1 protein-coding gene is annotated in these 1,796 nt (G+C 74.3%); it reads right to left on the reverse strand.

From position 1 onward, the window contains the following. Window positions 1–1,796: tetratricopeptide repeat protein (locus C892_RS0127550; protein WP_017559843.1), on the reverse strand; the 1,796-nt coding region annotated here is incomplete at both ends.

Genomic DNA, 1,796 nt, shown 5'->3' on the forward strand with positions numbered 1-1,796 from the left:
TTGCAGCGCCGATCCGAGGTAGGTCCACGCCACGGCTTCGCTGTGGTAGTCCCCGATCTGCTGGAAGGTCTGGCGGGCGTGGGTGTGGGCGTTGATGGCCTCCTCGAACCGCCGCGCCTCTCCCAGCGCCAGGCCGAGGTAGGTCCACGCCTTGGCTTCGTTGTGGGTGTCCCGGGTCTGCTGGAAGAGCTCGTGGGCGTGGGTGTGGGCGTGGATGGCCTCCTCGAACCGACGCACTTCCCGCAGCGCCAATCCGAGGTTGCTCCACGCCGTGGCTTCGCCTGCCTTGTCGTCGGCGGTGCGGGCCGTCTTCTGGGCTGAGCGTGAGACCGCCTCCAGATCTTCGAAGCGGCGCCTGCGGTGCAGGTACTCGGCCAGGCGCAGCGGCAGGGCGACGGCCGCGCGGGTGTGCTTCAGGGTGGGGGCGGCCAGAGCGGCGGCCACCAGGGCGGGGCGTTCGGCGTCCAGCCACGCCCAGGCCTCGGCGGGATCGGCGAAGCGGTTGCCGGTGCGGGCGGGGATGACGGGCAGGGCCTGCACCTGGTCGTCGGCATCGTCGACCAGGGCGGTGTAGTGGTCCAGCAGCCGCCCCAGGGCCTGGTCGCGGTCTGCGGGGGTGCGGGGGTGGGTGCGGGCGTAGTCGGCCAGCAGGTCGTGCATCGCCCACCGGCCCCCACCGTGAGAGGCCACGAGGCGGGCGGCCTCCAGCTCCTCCAGCACCTCCTCGGCCTCCTCGGGCTCCATGTCGGCCAGGACCGCGGCCGCACTTGTGGAGGTTTCGGGGCCCGGGGCCGAGCCGAGCAGCAGGAACATACGTGCCTGCAGTTCGTCGAGCTGGTCAAAGGAGGCGTCGAAGACCGCGTGCAGGCTGCGCTCGCGGTCCGAGAGCCGCTCCAGCCGGGACGCGGAATCGGCCAGGCGCCGGGCGAAGCGGCCCGGGGTCAGGCTCGCCGAGGCGGCGATGCGGGCCGCGGCGATCTCTAGAGCCAGCGGCAGGAAGCCGCAGGCCCGCGCCAGCTCCTCCAGGCCCTCGGCGTCGGGTTCGCACCCCAGGGCGCCGGCCAGCATCCCGGCGGCCGCTTCGGGGGTCAGGATGTCCAGGTCCAGGTGGACCGCGCCGGGCAGAGCGTGCAGGCCGGCGCGGCCGGTGGCCAGCAGCCGGTGCCCGCCGGGACCGGGCAGCAGCGGCCGCACCTGGGCCGCATCGCGGGCGTTGTCGGCCAGCACCAACACCGGGCGTCCCTGCTCGTCGGCCGCGGACAGGGCGGCCAGGGCCGAGCGGTAGAGCCCGGCGCGCTCCTGCACGCCGGCGGGGATGTCGGCCGGGTCCGTACCGACATCGCGCAGGAGCTTGTCCAGCGCCGCTTCCGGGGCCAGAGGCTCGGCTGCGGGGGAATAGCCCTGCAGGTCCACGAACAGCTCGGCGCAGAACCACCCCTCCCGCTGGGCGAGGGCGCCCGCGGCGGCGGCCAGGGCACTCTTGCCCACCCCGCCCATGCCCGCCACCGCCGAGACCACCACCCCGCCGCCGTCCTGGGGAGCGGGGGCACGGTTCGGGTCGAGCGCGCCCAACAGCTCGTCCAGCTCCCGACCGCGCCCGCTGAACACCACCGGCGGGGCGGGCAGAGCGTGCAGCGCCGTGGGCAGCGGCCGCGGCATCTCAACGGTCTGCGCCCCGATGAACGAGCCATGGAAGGTGGCGCCGGAGAAGTCGACGTGGTCCCCGCCGTAGCTGCGGACCTGCACGTCGCCTTGGATGGTCTCGGCCTGGACGGCTGCGCCCTGTACTTCGCCCT

It is taken from the genome of Nocardiopsis baichengensis YIM 90130 (genome assembly GCF_000341205.1).
In the GTDB taxonomy this organism is placed as follows: Bacteria; Actinomycetota; Actinomycetes; order Streptosporangiales; family Streptosporangiaceae; genus Nocardiopsis_A; species Nocardiopsis_A halophila.